Annotated in this window: 15 protein-coding genes and 3 tRNA genes; 6 read left to right on the top strand and 12 right to left on the bottom strand. The window is 18.7% G+C overall.

Features of this window, described 5'->3' with window-relative positions:
• Positions 1-100: 100 nt before the first annotated feature.
• The 8 genes from RJD44_RS01160 to flgB form a co-directional block, all read right to left on the bottom strand.
• Positions 101-388, bottom strand: a complete 288-nt coding sequence (locus RJD44_RS01160) for a flagellar biosynthesis protein FlgJ (protein ID WP_343189789.1) — start codon at positions 386-388, stop codon at positions 101-103.
• Positions 385-1,443 carry a flagellar basal body P-ring protein FlgI gene (flgI, locus tag RJD44_RS01155; protein WP_343189788.1) on the bottom strand — a complete coding sequence of 353 codons (1,059 nt, stop codon included), beginning with the start codon at positions 1,441-1,443 and terminating at the stop codon, positions 385-387. Before flgI ends, RJD44_RS01160 begins: the two co-directional genes overlap by 4 nt.
• A gap of 122 nt (positions 1,444-1,565) precedes the next feature.
• On the bottom strand, positions 1,566-2,261 hold the full coding sequence (locus tag RJD44_RS01150) for a flagellar basal body L-ring protein FlgH (protein ID WP_343189787.1): 696 nt from the start codon (positions 2,259-2,261) through the stop codon (positions 1,566-1,568).
• 70 nt (positions 2,262-2,331) lie between these two features.
• A complete protein-coding gene (gene flgG / locus RJD44_RS01145; RefSeq protein ID WP_343189786.1) occupies positions 2,332-3,114 on the bottom strand; it encodes a flagellar basal-body rod protein FlgG in 783 nt (260 codons plus the stop codon).
• Between the two features lie 21 nt (positions 3,115-3,135).
• Complete coding sequence (locus tag RJD44_RS01140; RefSeq protein ID WP_343189785.1) at positions 3,136-3,879, bottom strand: flagellar basal body rod C-terminal domain-containing protein; 744 nt, start codon at positions 3,877-3,879, stop codon at positions 3,136-3,138.
• 63 nt (positions 3,880-3,942) lie between these two features.
• Entirely contained in the window at positions 3,943-4,968 is a 1,026-nt protein-coding gene (locus tag RJD44_RS01135) for a flagellar basal body FlgE domain-containing protein (RefSeq protein WP_343189784.1), read from the bottom strand.
• A 150-nt stretch (positions 4,969-5,118) separates the two neighbouring features.
• Positions 5,119-5,526: a flagellar basal body rod protein FlgC gene (locus tag RJD44_RS01130; RefSeq protein WP_343189783.1), complete on the bottom strand. Its 408-nt coding sequence runs from the start codon at positions 5,524-5,526 to the stop codon at positions 5,119-5,121.
• Positions 5,527-5,529: 3 nt separating this feature from the next.
• Positions 5,530-5,928: a flagellar basal body rod protein FlgB gene (gene flgB, locus RJD44_RS01125; protein WP_343189782.1), complete on the bottom strand. Its 399-nt coding sequence runs from the start codon at positions 5,926-5,928 to the stop codon at positions 5,530-5,532.
• A 381-nt stretch (positions 5,929-6,309) separates the two neighbouring features.
• On the opposite strand from flgB, the gene murJ reads away from it, so the two are divergent.
• Entirely contained in the window at positions 6,310-7,863 is a 1,554-nt protein-coding gene (gene murJ / locus RJD44_RS01120; RefSeq protein ID WP_343189781.1) for a murein biosynthesis integral membrane protein MurJ, read from the top strand.
• A gap of 23 nt (positions 7,864-7,886) precedes the next feature.
• On the opposite strand, the gene RJD44_RS01115 is transcribed toward murJ, so the two are convergent.
• A tRNA-Ser gene (locus tag RJD44_RS01115) sits at positions 7,887-7,971 on the bottom strand.
• 156 nt (positions 7,972-8,127) lie between these two features.
• On the opposite strand from RJD44_RS01115, the gene RJD44_RS01110 reads away from it, so the two are divergent.
• The 5 genes from RJD44_RS01110 to RJD44_RS01090 all read left to right on the top strand — a co-directional run bounded on the left by RJD44_RS01110 (position 8,128) and on the right by RJD44_RS01090 (position 10,201).
• Positions 8,128-8,198: transfer RNA gene (locus RJD44_RS01110), tRNA-Cys, on the top strand.
• Between the two features lie 38 nt (positions 8,199-8,236).
• A tRNA-Leu gene (locus RJD44_RS01105) sits at positions 8,237-8,322 on the top strand.
• 67 nt (positions 8,323-8,389) lie between these two features.
• Positions 8,390-9,088 (top strand): septum site-determining protein MinC, encoded by a 699-nt coding sequence (gene minC, locus RJD44_RS01100; protein WP_343189780.1) that lies wholly within the window; start codon positions 8,390-8,392, stop codon positions 9,086-9,088.
• Positions 9,089-9,124: 36 nt separating this feature from the next.
• The gene (minD, locus tag RJD44_RS01095; RefSeq protein WP_343189779.1) at positions 9,125-9,934 is read left to right on the top strand and encodes a septum site-determining protein MinD; all 810 of its coding nucleotides are present in this window, start codon (positions 9,125-9,127) and stop codon (positions 9,932-9,934) included.
• A 6-nt stretch (positions 9,935-9,940) separates the two neighbouring features.
• On the top strand, positions 9,941-10,201 hold the full coding sequence (locus RJD44_RS01090; protein WP_343189778.1) for a cell division topological specificity factor MinE: 261 nt from the start codon (positions 9,941-9,943) through the stop codon (positions 10,199-10,201).
• A 1-nt stretch (position 10,202) separates the two neighbouring features.
• Here RJD44_RS01090 and tsaB read toward each other — a convergent pair whose 3' ends face one another.
• From tsaB to cspE, 3 genes are all read right to left on the bottom strand, one after another.
• A complete protein-coding gene (gene tsaB / locus RJD44_RS01085; protein ID WP_343189777.1) occupies positions 10,203-10,922 on the bottom strand; it encodes a tRNA (adenosine(37)-N6)-threonylcarbamoyltransferase complex dimerization subunit type 1 TsaB in 720 nt (239 codons plus the stop codon).
• Entirely contained in the window at positions 10,909-12,471 is a 1,563-nt protein-coding gene (locus RJD44_RS01080) for a TerC family protein (protein WP_343189776.1), read from the bottom strand. Before RJD44_RS01080 ends, tsaB begins: the two co-directional genes overlap by 14 nt.
• Positions 12,472-12,716: 245 nt before the next feature.
• On the bottom strand, positions 12,717-12,926 hold the full coding sequence (gene cspE / locus RJD44_RS01075; RefSeq protein WP_343189775.1) for a transcription antiterminator/RNA stability regulator CspE: 210 nt from the start codon (positions 12,924-12,926) through the stop codon (positions 12,717-12,719).
• Between the last annotated feature and the right edge of the window lie 694 nt (positions 12,927-13,620).

Genomic DNA, 13,620 nt, shown 5'->3' with positions numbered 1-13,620 from the left:
TTTTTTTATTTTAATAAATATTTTTATTAAAAATAAAAAAAAACCGCAGGAGTATTAGAATATATTTCTCCTGCTTATTTTAAAACATTTTTTATATATTTTATATATCGTATTTTTTATTTTGTAACATATTAGTATTGTTATTTATTAAATTGATTCCTTTTTTACTAAGAATTTCTGATATTTTTTGATCATATATTTCATTATATATTTCATTTTTTTCTTCATTAAATAATTTGTTTTTTGGTGTAGTTAATCTAATATTTTTCAAAAGTATTTTTATAAATATTTCTTCTATTTTTTCTTTTACAATATTTTCTTCTTTTATTCTTTTTTTATAAAATTTATTAACTTTGATTATATAATTTTCATTATTTATTATTTTCATGATAAAATTTCTATTTTGGCTGATAAACATTTTGAAATTTTTAATATTTTTAATATTTCTATTATTTCTTTTGTTTCTATTTTAAAACTTTTTAATGTTTTTAACATTTCTTCTAAATATATATTACTATTTATTATTATTTGTTTTGATTGTATTTTTTTTTTAGTTATTTTTATATTTTCTTGTAAATTTATACATAAATTTTTATAATTTATGGTACATGGTTTAATTTTTATTATTTTATTTGTTAATATTATTCCATTTGTTTGATTTATAAATATTTTCGGTTCTATCGGTATTTTTATATTTATATTTTGTATGTTTGATATTACTTCTACTATATTTTGTTTTATTTTTTTATTATTGAATATAGTTATTTTTTTAGAGTTTATAGGAACAGATGTGTTTGGATAATGTTTATTTATTTCATCACTTATTTGTTTTGCTAATATAAAATTTTCATTTTTTAACTGTAAATTTATTGTATCATTTTTATAAAAATTATTTTGTACTATTTTTTCAATATTTCCTCCATTTAATATTTTTCCAGAATTGTATACTTTATTTAAATTTGACGTTAAAAACGATTTTTTATTATCTATTTTTTCTATTATAATTTTTCCTTGAGCAATAACATAAATTTTATTATCTATTCCTCTTAATGGAGTTAATATTAAAGTTCCTCCTTCTAAACTTTTACAATTTCCTATAGATGAAACTCTTACATCTATTTTTTCACCTATTTCAGAAAATATTGGAAGTTCTGTTGTCACTATAACAGATGCTACGTTTCTTAACTGTAAATTTTTATTTTTTGAAACTTCTACACCTAATTTGTTTAAAATATTTTTTAATGAATTTTCAGTAAATGGAATTTGTGATACTATATCTCCAGTTCCATTTAGTCCTACTACTAGTCCATATCCAATTAATTGATTATCTCTAACCCCGTATATATTTGTTAAATCTTTAATTTTTTGAGCAAAAGAAAATGTACTAGTAAAAATTAATAATAATAAAATAAAAAGTTTGCTAATATTTAATATTTTTTTCATTTATATTTTTGATATATTAAAATAAAATTATTTATTTACAAAATAATTATATTATAAAAAAATTTTTATTTTTTTGTTTTTAATAAAATATTTTGATTATTTTTAAAAAACTTTACAAATTTTTATATTGGTATAATGTGTAAAATGAATCTTTGCCACCAACCCATTTTTTGCACATCTTTTATAAAATCATTTCTTAAATATTCTATTTTAACATTATATATTTTTGTAGAAAGTATTTTATTATCTTTTCTAATATCACTAGGATTTATTATACCTGAAAACTTTATTAGTTCATTTCCTTTGTTAATAACTAGATTTTTTTCTCCAGAAATTACTAAATTTTCGTTTGGTAAAATTTTTTTAATAGTTACTGTGATGATTCCGGATAAAAAATTTTCTGAAAAATTTTGTCCTGCCCCAAATAAACTATTTTCAGATTTTTCATATAATTTAAAAAAATTTTTTATTAATTTAATTATTTTATTAGTTTCTGGTTTTATATTATTTTCTCCTAACGAGCTAATTGCATATCTTTTTACATTATCCGCTGTTTTATTATTTGCAATAGTATTCTCTGCTATTATGACAGATATTAAATCTCCAACTTCATATTTTTTATATTGATCTAATAAAGATCCATATTTTTTTTCTTTAATTTGTTTTTCATCGAATATAGAACTATTATTATTTTCTTTAATAGTATTATCTACATGAACTTTTTTTTCTAACAAATTACTTTTTTCTATATTATTTATATTATATATTTTGAATATAACATATATTATAATAGGAATTAAAAATTTTGTATTTTTCATTTTATTACATATATTAATGTTTTGTTTTATTAGTTTTTTAAGTTATTTTATAAAATTTATAATATAATTTTTATAGTTCACATATTTTTTGTAACATCTTATCAGATACACTTATGGATTTACTGTTTATTTCATATGCTCTTTGTGTTTGTATCATATTTATTAATTCTTCTGCTATATTTACATTAGATTCTTCTAAATAACCTTGTTTTAATTCTCCTGTATCATATGTTCCTGGCACACTTTCGAATGGTTCTCCAGATAATGAAGTTTCTTTATATAAATTTTCTCCTATACTTTCTAATCCATCATTGTTTGCAAATATTGCTAAAGTTATTTGACCAATTTGAATTTTTTCTTTTTGATCATCAATCATAATACTAACTATTCCATTCTTATCTATATATAAATTAGTAAAATTTTCAGGTAACATTATGTTTGGTTTCATTAATAAACCATTCTTGTTAATTAACTTTCTATTTTTATTTATTGTAAAAGATCCATTTCTTGTATATGCTGTGCTTCCATCTGGCATTTGTACTTGAAAAAATCCGTCTCCATTTATTGCTATATCTTTGTTTTCATCTGTTCTTAATAAGTTTCCTTGACTAAAATTTTTTTGTATTTCTCGAGTTTTTGAACCAGCACCTGCATCAAAAAAATTTTCTGAATTTTCTTTTTCATAGTAATTTTTATTTTCATAATTTTTAGATTTATAGACTAAATCTTCAAATACTGCTCTAGATTTTTTAAATCCATTTGTGTTTATATTTGCTAAATTATTCGAAATAATATCCATATTATTTTGTTGTGCATCTAATCCTGTCTTAGCAATCCACATAGATGGTATCATAATTTTTCCTATTTTATTTTTTTAATTGTTTATATTTAATATTTGATTAATTCTTTTTTCATTTTCATTTTGTACAGAAATTGTTTTCATAATTGTTTCAAATATTCTTGATTTATATATTATATTTATAATATTAGATATAGGATTAACATTACTTTCTTCTAAAACACCAGTTTTAATTTTTATATTATTTTTTTCGTTATAATTTTTTTTATAATGTTTATTTTTTATTTTAAACATTCCATTATATATTTCATCTAATTTATTTATATTAATTTTTTGTAATTTTATTTTTCCTATTATATTTTTTTTATAATTTTTATTTTTTTTATAATTGATTATAATTGTTCCGTCACTTTTTATTTTTGGTAAAAAATTTTTAGGTATATATATTGGTTTATTGTGTGTATTGAGCAAAAAATTATTATTTATAACTAGATAATGATCTTTATTAATTTTTATATTTCCATTTCTAGTTAAGTATGTATTTAATTTTTTTGTTTTTGTTTCAAACCATCCATCTTTATCACAAATTGCTAGATCTAATGGTTTATTAGTAGAATTAAATTGTCCTAAAGAATTGTCATAATAATTAATTGTTTTGTTATCTATATTTTTGTTTTTCTTATCATATATTTTTACAAAATAATTAAATTTAGATTTAAATCCTTTAGTAGATAAATTTGCTAAATTGTTATTTATCATTTCTTGATCTTCAAACATCTTATTAGCAAAATCTATGTTAGAATAAATTTTATTTTTCATATCTTTTATTAATATATATTGTTTTTTTAATTTATTTTAGTAAAAAAATTTTTTTATAATATTTTATACTTCATTGTTTTTAAAAAAATTTATTAAATCTGGATTTATGTCTTTTATTAATCCATTTCTAATAGATTTTTTTATATTTTCTGGTAATTTCACTAATGTAGCATATCCTAATTTTCCTTTTGTATTATCTGAAAATATTCCTAAAATATTTCCATTTTCATCTATTTCATAATGACTTAAATATTTTATAGGAGCTCCATCCGTTGTTAATTTGTCAAAAGATGTTGGAAGTTTTTTGTTTGTTGTAATCTTGTCAGATTTAAACATTAATTGACTTAAATAATTATTATCAGAATTTGTGTGAACAAATATTTCATCTCCTTCTATAACTATTGTATTGTCTAATCTATTTAAAAATATAGTATTGTTTACATGTTTTTCGCCATATTTTTTATTTATAGATATTATTTTCCAAGAATCTATTGAGTTTTTTAAAAAATATACGTCTAAATTAATATGTTTTCCAAATTCATCATATATTTTTACAACATGTTTTTTTGTATAAGTAGACGGATCTAAAGGATTAAATTTACTTTCTTCTTTTATTTTTTCATTTATGTTTAAATTTGCATATATTTCTATTTCTTTACTTTTATTTATTTTTGGAACAAATTTTTTTGAAAAATCTATTATTTCTGGAAATGATACATTTTTATTTTCATTTATTTTATTATATAAATAACCAGTTAAATATTTTCCATTATTATCTGTTATTTGTAATTTGCTATTCATTGAGAAATTTTTATTAGGACTTAATGCTACATTTCCATTTTCATCTATTAATCTAAAAAGTCCATATGACATAGCTTGTCTTTTATTTTTTATAGAACTACATATTTCATTAATTAATTTTTTACATTTTTCAGTATATTTTTTATTTTTTATTATATTTTTTTGTTCTATTATTTTATTTATTTTTTTATATTTAATATTAAAATTATTTATATTACTTTTTTTATTTTTTTCTACTAGTTCATTTACTTTATATGTATTATAAAATATTTTTTTGTTAAAATTCATATTTTTTTAGATTTTTAAGTTGTTTATAAATTATTTAATATTTTATTAATAAAAATATATTATTAAAAAACATATTAAATATTAATTAGTTTTATATTATATATTTTTTAAAATAAAATATATAAAAATTTTTTAAAAAAATTTAATTAGTTATTTGCACATAGCAATAGTTTTTAATATCATATATTTCATTGTTTGTATGATTTCTAAATTTGCTTGATATCTTTTTGATGCGTTTAAATAATTTATAGTTTCATTTAAATAATTAACATTAGAAAGTTTTAAATATCCTTTAGAATCTGATAAAGGATGATTAGGATTATATATTTTTTTATATGGATCTTTAGTATCAACTATTTCTTTTATTCTAGTTGTTTCTATGCCATTTTTATTTTTATATATTTCTAATATTGCAACTTTTGCTGTGTATGGATTAAATTTGCCATTTTTATATTCTATACTTTCAGAATTTGCAATATTATTTGTATGTATTTCAATTTTTTTTTCTTCTACATTCATTGATGATGAACACATATTCATCGTATCTATTAGAGACATTTTTTATCCTCGTATAGCTAAATATATATTTTTTATTTTTTTATTTATTAATGCAATATCTAAATCATATTCTAAACTGCTTTGTAAAAATTTTATTTTTTCTTCATTTATATTTATTTTATTATTTGTTTTATAATTATTTTCATGTTTTAAAAACATAGAAATTTTGTTTTTAATTTCATAATTATGTGCTTTCATATGTTTTTTTGAAGTTATAAAAAGTTCATTTTTTTTATTTATAGAAAAAATTTTTTTTTTAATTTTTTCAAAATTTATATCTTTTTTATTATAATTTGGAGTTTCAAAATTTGCAATATTTGATGCAATAAATTCTTCTTTTAATGATCTTAAATTTAAAATTGTTTTATTAATTTCAAAAAAATTATTTATTGTATTTAACATTTTTTATCCTATTTTTTATTTCTTTATAAAAATTATTTTTATAATAGTTTTATATTCTTTTATATAATAATTTTATTATTATATTTTTATAAATAATTTTATATTTTTTATTAATGTATTATATTTTAAAAAATTTATTTTATGAAATTTGTAATTTTAATATATTATATCTAAATATTTTTGTTTTAAAAATAAAAAAATATTATTTAAATATAATATTATTTTGATAATATAAGATTATATTTTTAAAATATATAATTTTGTTATTTTTTTTATATTTTTTTCTAAATTAAAAAAAATATTTTTAATATGTTTGCTAATTATATTAGAAAAATAGGTTAGTTTTTTTCATTTATAGTAAGTAATTTAAGGTAGTAAATTATGGCTTTCTTAAAATCTATATTGTCAATTAGTTTAATAAGTTTTTTTTCTAGATTTGTAGGTTTCATAAGAGATATTTATATTGCTAAATTTTTCGGCGTATCTATGTATACTGATGCTTTTTTTATAGCATTTAAAATACCAAATTTTTTTAGAAAAATTTTATCTGAAGGAGCTTTTTCACAGGTTTTTTTACCAATTTTAATAAAATTAAAAAAAAAAGAAAGTAATAAAGTAGTTAATAAATTTATTTCTAATATATTTGGTTTAATAATATTAATATTGTTAATATTAATATCTTTGGGAGTTTTTTTTGCGTCTAAAATTGTTTGTTTAATTGCGCCTGGTTTTTTGCAAGATATAGAAAAATATAAAATAACAGTTTTTTTACTACAAATAATTTTTCCATACATTTTTTTTATTTGTTTGGTATCATTATCTGCATGCGTTTTAAATGCATGGAATCATTTTTTATCTTCTTCTTTTATGCCAATGTTTTTAAACGTTAGTATGATATTTTTTTCTATTTTTCTTTCACAATATTTTCATCCTAACATATTATCTTTAGGTTTTAGTGTATTATTTGGAGGTTTTATACAGGTAATTTTTCAAATTTTTAATTTATATAGAATTAATAGATTAATTTTTCCGTCTTTTAATTTTAAAAATAAATCAATAAACATATTTTTAAAAAAAATGTTTCCCGCTATGTTAGGAGTTTCAGCAAATCAAATTTCTTTATTATGTAATACTATAATATCTTCATTAATAATTTCTGGATCAGTATCTTGGATATATTATGCAGACAGAATAATTGAATTTCCAGCAGGTATATTAGGAACTTCTTTATCTACTATATTATTACCATATTTGTCTAATTTTTTTTATAAAGATTTAAAGAATAAATTTTTTTATTTATTTGATTGGGGTATTAAGTTAAGTATAATAATATCTGTTCCCAGCTCTCTATTTGTAGCACTTTTTTCTAAATATATAATATTTACATTATTTCAATATGGAAATTTTAATTCAGAAGATACTTTTATGACACAAAAGACTTTAATAGCATATTCTTTTGGTTTGATTTCTATGGTATTAACTAAAGTGTTAGTATCTGCTTTTTATGCCAGGCAAGATGCTTCTACTCCTATGAAAATATCTATATTTACTATAATATCTTCTCAAATTATGAATATATTTTTAGTAAATAAACTTCAACATGTTGGTTTAGCATTGTCATTTAGTATAGGATCTTGGGTAAATTTATTATTTTTATTCTATTATTTAAAAAAAAAAAAAATATTTTTTTTTAAAAAAAGTTGGTGGAAGTTCTTATTTTATATAATTTGTTCTATGTTAGTAATGACTTTAACAATGTATTTTATAAAAAATATTTTTGTAAATGTATATATGTACAATAATATGTTAATTAGAGCTTTATATTTATTATTATTTGTATTAATTTCTTTTTTTTCTTATTTTTTTTCTTTATTTATATTTGGATTTGATTTTATAAAATTTTATAATGTAATAAAAAAAATTAAATATGATTAAAAAAATTTAAAATAACAAATTTTAGGAGGAAGAGAGATTCGAACTCTCGGATGATTTCTCATCGGCGGTTTTCAAGACCGCTGCCTTAAACCACTCGGCCATTCCTCCAATTTTTTGTATTTAGTAAGATAGAATTAAATATTATAACTTATTTTATTATAAAAATTTTAAAATAGATAGTAAAAAATATTAATTTGATTTATTTTTCTTTTATGTTATTATTTAAAAGAAATTATTTTTTGAAATTGTACTTTTATATAAAATGGCGTATTGACAGATTGGATATGTGTCGGATTGCAAATCCGAAAAACTCGGTTCGATTCCGGGATACGCCTAAAAATTTTATTTTTAACAATTTTTATATATAAAAATTGCCCAGATGGTGAAATTGGTAAACACAAGGGACTTAAAATCCCTCGGCTTTTTTTAGCTTTGCGGGTTCGATTCCCGCTCTGGGTAATATTTTTTGTTATTTTAATTTTTATATAATTTTACTTTTTAATTTTTTAAATGTAAAAAATTTTATATGAATAAACATATTTTTGAATTTTATGGAAAAAATTTTACTTTTTTGGTTTTAAATTTATATAAATATAATTTAAAATATTTTGAGTTTTATATAAAAAAAAAAATTTTAGAGTTTCCAAATATTTTAAAAAAAGCTCCAATCATAATAAATATTAAATTTTATATGGAAATATCAGATTGGTTGTTAATAAAAAATTTAATTTTATCTTTTAAATTTAAAATAATTGCTTTTTGTGAATGTGAAAATTTTAATTTAAAAAATTATATAATTAATTCTGGTATACCATATTTAAATATAATTAGAAACAATTTTATATTTAATATTAAAAAAAAAAAAAATAAAAAATATAAAGATAAAAATAATAAATTTAGCAAAACTGTTGTAATAAATAATCCTGTCAGATCAGGTCAAAAAATTTATGCAGAAAATTCTGATTTAATAATAATTAATAATGTTAGTTATGGAGCTGAAATAATTTCTAGTAGAAATATACATATATATGGCATTTTGAGAGGGAAAGCTATAGCTGGATCATTAGGTGATTTGTCTGCTAAAATTTTTTGTAAATCTTGTTTTCCTGAACTTATAGCTATTTATAGTAATTACTGGTTATATGATCAGATTCCTAAAGAATTTATTGGTACATCGTCTTATTTTTTTTTAAAAGATAATAATTTACGTGTAAAAAAAATATAATTGTAAAATATTTTTATAATAATGGAAATTATATCAATGAGCAGAATAGTTGTAGTAACTTCAGGTAAAGGTGGAGTTGGTAAAACTACCACAAGTGCTTCTATAGCTGTAGGGTTAGCAAAATTTGGAAATAAAACTGTAGTTATAGATTTTGATATAGGATTAAGGAATTTAGACTTAGTAATGGGTTGTGAAAGAAGAGTAGTATATGATTTTGTTAATGTATTAAATAATGATGTTTCTATGGAGCAAGCATTAATAAAAGACAAAAGAATAGATGATTTATATATATTGCCAGCTTCCCAAACTAGAGATAAAAGTGTTTTAACAAAAGATTCAGTTAATAGAGTATTTAAAGAATTGTCTGATATGAATTTTAAGTTCATTATTTGTGATTCTCCTGCTGGAATAGAAAATGGTGCTATTATATCAATATATTTTGCAGACGATGCAATAATAGTAGCAAATCCAGAAATATCTTCGGTTAGAGATTCTGATAGAATGTTAGGTATAATATCATCTACTTCTAAGAGATCAGAAAACGGTGAAGATCCTATATCTGAACATTTAATATTAACTAGATATGATCAAGAAAGAGTAAATTCTGGTCAAATGTTGAGCGTAGACGATGTTTTAGAAATTTTAAAAATTCCTATAATAGGTATTATACCTGAAGATTCTTCGATATTACATGCATCTAATAAAGGAACTCCAATAATTTTAGATAAAAATTCTATTTCCGGAAAATCTTATGAAGATACTGTTAAAAGATTTTTAGGAAAAAATATTCCTATGAAATTTTATAAAAAAGAAAAAAGTTTTTTAAAATGGTTATTTTGGAGATAAAATATTATGTCATTTTTATATTTTTTTTATTCTAATCATAAAAAGACAGCTAATATAGCAAAAAAAAGATTAAATTATATAATTTCTAAAAAAAAAAGAAATAGTTTCAAGATAAATTGTTTAAAAAATTTAAAAAATGACATACTTACAGCAGTAAAAAAAAATTTAAAAACAGATATTAATATTTGTAAAATTAAAATGAATGAAAAAAAAAATAAAAGTTTTTATATCATAGAGTTAAATATAAATTTTTTAGAAAAAAAATAAATTAAAAAATTTTAATTAAATATTTAGGTTGTGATTTTATATCATTTCTAAAATAATATTTCTTCAACATTTTTTTTGTAATATTTATCATATATTTAGCATTAGGAAAATTTATTTTAAAAAAATATATTTTATGTTTATATTTTTGTTTGTATAATTCTTTTTGTATTTTTTGTTTTTTGAATTTTCCGGAAATCACTATATTTTTTTTTTTAACAATTTTTTTTATTATTTTATGAAATTTAATAAATTTTTCTGATTTTTTTCCAATCCAAATTCCATATTTATTTCTATAATATTTTCCATAAAAAAAATTATTGTTTTTATTTTGTAATAAAACTATTATTTTTTTTTTTTTTGAAATTTTCCAACAATTTTCTGCAATTATTTTTAATGAAGATATAGATAATAATTTTATTTTTTTATTTATAAAGAAACTTTTTGCTATTATAGAAGATATTCTAATTCCAGAAAAACTCCCAGGTCCGTTTGAATAAGAAATTGTTTTTATATCGTTTATTTTTATTCTATTTCTTTTTATTATTTTTTTTATCATTGGAAAAATTTTTTCTTCATAATTATTTTTGCATTTATCAAAAATATAATCTATTTTTTTTTTTGTGTATAAAGCAACAGAACAACTTTTATTCGAACTATCTAATGATAAAATATTTTCTTTTATTTTTTTATTTTTATACATTTTTTCATTATTTTTTTTCATTATTTTTCTTTATTCTTACTAATTTTATTTTATATTTGTTTGATTTTATAATAGTAAATTCTAGATTATTTATTTTTATAGTCTTTCCTGTGTTAGGTATGTTTCCTGTATTTGCAATTAATAATCCTGCTAAAGATGCACATTTTTCTTCTTTGTCTACTAATTTACTTACATTTAAAAATTGTTCTAAAGAATGCAAATCTGTATTTCCTTTTACTAACCAACTATTTTTTTCTTCTATTATATCTGGAGTTTCATCTGCATCTGGAAATTCTCCTGCTATAGCTTCTAAAACATCTAATGGTGTAATTAGTCCTTGTATAGCACCAAATTCATTAGTTACTATTACAAAGTTTCCTTTAGATTTTCTTAATGTTTTTAATAAATTTATTGGATCTAGAGTATCTGGTATTATTATTGGAGAAATTTTAGAAGAAAAGCTTAATATGTCTATTTTTTTTTCTAAAGCTATTAACATTTCTTTAGCTCTAACTATACCAACAATTTTATCTAATTCTCCTTTACAAACAGGAAATAAACTATGGGGACTTTTTAACAATTGAGATCTTATTTTACTATTTTTGTGTTCTGAATTAACCCAAGAAATTTCATCTCTTGGTGTCATTATACTTCTTATTGATCTTCCTGATAATGTTAATACTCCGTGCATCATATATCTTTCTTCATCTTTAAATTCTTCAATTTCTTTATTATAATTTATTGAATAATTATTTTTTTTATTATTTTTTTCTTTATAAAATTTATTTTTTTTTTTTTTTGACATTAACTTTATAACTATTTCTGCTAATCTTTTTCTCATAGGAAGACTAGATTGATATTTTATAAAATTTTTTTTGGCTATTTGATTAAATAGTTCTATTAGTGTAGAAAAAACTACAGCTGTATATAGATATCCTTTTGGTATAAAAAATCCAGTAGATTCTGCTATTAAGTTTAGTCCTATCATTAATAAAAAACTTATACATAATAAAACTATAGTTGGATTTTTATTTATAAATTTTGTAATAATTTTTGCTGCATACAACATTATTATCATAGCAATTATCATGGATAATATCATCATAGATAATTTATTCACTACTCCAACTGATGTAATTACTGAATCTAAAGAAAATATTACATCTAATAAAACTATTTGAAATATTACAAATCCAAAACTAGTATATGTTTTATTTTCTATTTTGATTTCTTTTTTATGATCCAATCTATCATTTAGTTCCGTTATAGCTTTGAATAAAAGAAATAAACCTCCTAAAAAAAGTATTATATCTTTACTAGAAAATTTAAATCCAATGATTTCAACAATAATTTTGTTTAAAGTAGTTATCCAAGATATTAAAAATAATAACATTAATCTAATAAATAATGCTATACTTAAACCTATTATTCTAGCCTTTTCTCTTTGATATGGAGGTAATTTATTTGATATAATTGTAATAAATAATAAATTATCTATTCCTAATGTTATTTCTAAAACAATTAAAGTTAATAGACCGGCCCAATTAGACGGATCTAAAATTATATCCATTAAACACTCCAAAAAATTAAATATTATAAATCTTATTTTTAAAAATTTATAATTATATATTTTTAATAAAAAATTTTTTAAATTTTATTAAAAATAAAAAAATTTTAATTTAAATATTTTAAAAATAAAAAAATTTATTTATAAAGCGCCTTTACAACATTTTTGTAAAGGCACATATAAAATCAAGATGATCATAAAATAAAATTAAAAAATTTATAAAATATTATAAAAAAATTATTTTTATTTTATACAGAAGTTACATTAACAGCAGCTGGACCTTTTTGACCATCTTGTATTTCAAATTCTACATTTTGACCTTCTGACAAAGTTTTAAATCCTTCACTTTGTATAGAAGAAAAATGTACAAATACATCTTTACTACCATCTTCTGGTGTTATAAAACCAAAACCTTTAGATTCGTTGAACCACTTAACTTGACCTTTTATCTTTGCCATCTTATTAATTTTTCCTTTGAATATATTTATATAGGTCTGAATGTATAACGTGTAGATAAACTAGAAACATTTGCTGCATGAGGCATGAATTTAAGATTCAAAAGATAAGTAATTTCAACTACTTTGTTCTAAAAATTTTAATTTTAAAATGCCGCACATATACAGAATTGTAACTTGTCTTACCTAACGTGGTTATATAGACCACGATATAAAAATAAATATTTATTTTAAATAAAACATAATTCTTATAGAGAATAACATATTTTTGTATATAAATAAAATTTTTATGCAATATTTTTTATATTTTAATTTTATTTTGTTAAAATTTTTTGTAGTTACAATATAAAATTTTTTGAATATTTTAATAATATTATAAAATTTTTTAATTGTATCTTGTATTTTAATTTATTTTTTTAAAAAATATAATTTTTTACTTTTTCATAATAAAATATATTGAATTTTTTAAATATTTATTTGTGTTTTTACTATATTACTATATATAAATTATATGTTTTAAATAATAATTACACATTATAATTAAAAAAAATTCGAAATATTTTATAAAAATAAAAAATTTAATTTATATAAGTATCTTAAATTTAATATATTTTTAAAATATAACACTTTTAGAATTAATATAATTTTTTATATTATTTTGAAATTTTTGTAAAAAAATTGTTTTCATTTATTAATT

Source organism: Buchnera aphidicola (Astegopteryx bambusae), from assembly GCF_039365365.1.
Taxonomy (GTDB): Bacteria; Pseudomonadota; Gammaproteobacteria; order Enterobacterales; family Enterobacteriaceae; genus Buchnera_G; species Buchnera_G aphidicola_B.
The sequence above is the reverse complement of the archived record's forward strand: the minus strand, read 5'-3'. Positions and strand labels throughout refer to the sequence as shown.

What these genes read in the sequence shown, in the direction of transcription:
- flgB (WP_343189782.1), bottom strand. Translation starts at nt 5,928, where the DNA reads ATGTTAAATACAATAAATAATTTTTTTGAAATTAATAAAACAATTTTA.
- flgG (WP_343189786.1), bottom strand. Translation starts at nt 3,114, where the DNA reads ATGATACCATCTATGTGGATTGCTAAGACAGGATTAGATGCACAACAA.
- RJD44_RS01135 (WP_343189784.1), bottom strand. Translation starts at nt 4,968, where the DNA reads ATGAATTTTAACAAAAAAATATTTTATAATACATATAAAGTAAATGAA.
- RJD44_RS01160 (WP_343189789.1), bottom strand. Translation starts at nt 388, where the DNA reads ATGAAAATAATAAATAATGAAAATTATATAATCAAAGTTAATAAATTT.
- tsaB (WP_343189777.1), bottom strand. Translation starts at nt 10,922, where the DNA reads ATGAAAAAAAATAATGAAAAAATGTATAAAAATAAAAAAATAAAAGAA.
- murJ (WP_343189781.1), top strand. Translation starts at nt 6,310, where the DNA reads ATGGCTTTCTTAAAATCTATATTGTCAATTAGTTTAATAAGTTTTTTT.
- RJD44_RS01090 (WP_343189778.1), top strand. Translation starts at nt 9,941, where the DNA reads ATGTCATTTTTATATTTTTTTTATTCTAATCATAAAAAGACAGCTAAT.
- RJD44_RS01140 (WP_343189785.1), bottom strand. Translation starts at nt 3,879, where the DNA reads ATGAAAAATAAAATTTATTCTAACATAGATTTTGCTAATAAGATGTTT.
- cspE (WP_343189775.1), bottom strand. Translation starts at nt 12,926, where the DNA reads ATGGCAAAGATAAAAGGTCAAGTTAAGTGGTTCAACGAATCTAAAGGT.
- RJD44_RS01080 (WP_343189776.1), bottom strand. Translation starts at nt 12,471, where the DNA reads ATGGATATAATTTTAGATCCGTCTAATTGGGCCGGTCTATTAACTTTA.
- minD (WP_343189779.1), top strand. Translation starts at nt 9,125, where the DNA reads ATGAGCAGAATAGTTGTAGTAACTTCAGGTAAAGGTGGAGTTGGTAAA.
- RJD44_RS01150 (WP_343189787.1), bottom strand. Translation starts at nt 2,261, where the DNA reads ATGAAAAATACAAAATTTTTAATTCCTATTATAATATATGTTATATTC.
- RJD44_RS01130 (WP_343189783.1), bottom strand. Translation starts at nt 5,526, where the DNA reads ATGTCTCTAATAGATACGATGAATATGTGTTCATCATCAATGAATGTA.
- minC (WP_343189780.1), top strand. Translation starts at nt 8,390, where the DNA reads ATGAATAAACATATTTTTGAATTTTATGGAAAAAATTTTACTTTTTTG.
- flgI (WP_343189788.1), bottom strand. Translation starts at nt 1,443, where the DNA reads ATGAAAAAAATATTAAATATTAGCAAACTTTTTATTTTATTATTATTA.